Annotated in this window: 1 protein-coding gene; it reads right to left on the bottom strand. The window is 46.0% G+C overall.

The features are described 5' to 3' along the window. Window positions 1-21 precede the first annotated feature (21 nt). On the bottom strand, window positions 22-315 hold a 294-nt coding region (locus AB4585_RS24635), incomplete at its 5' end, for a hypothetical protein (RefSeq protein WP_372171381.1).

Raw genomic sequence — 315 nt, 5'->3', positions numbered from 1 at the left:
GAACTGGCTATCACAATCCCTTTAGCAGTAAGAGAAGCCTGTCGAACAATTGCCATTACCACCAGCAGATTCGCTGATTTGCATCATTAGCATTCGATTAAGGGATTTTACTTGATTCACGAGCTCTTGTTGATTCATCGCCAGGCATTCACCTCCAGCACGTTTGAAACCTGCATCGCATTGCCAACTCGACCCGAAAGCAAAATGAGCATTCTCTGGAAGATGTACCTTAATGCATGAGTTGCTTTGTTTTTGGTAGCCTTTGTCGCAGGTCCATACACTAGTGCCTCCAATGAAGCGGGCGTTCTTGGGTAG

It is taken from the genome of Vibrio sp. 10N.222.49.C9, from assembly GCF_041474985.1.
In the GTDB taxonomy this organism is placed as follows: domain Bacteria; phylum Pseudomonadota; class Gammaproteobacteria; order Enterobacterales; family Vibrionaceae; genus Vibrio; species Vibrio crassostreae_C.
This window is presented reverse-complemented; position numbering and strand designations above follow the sequence as displayed.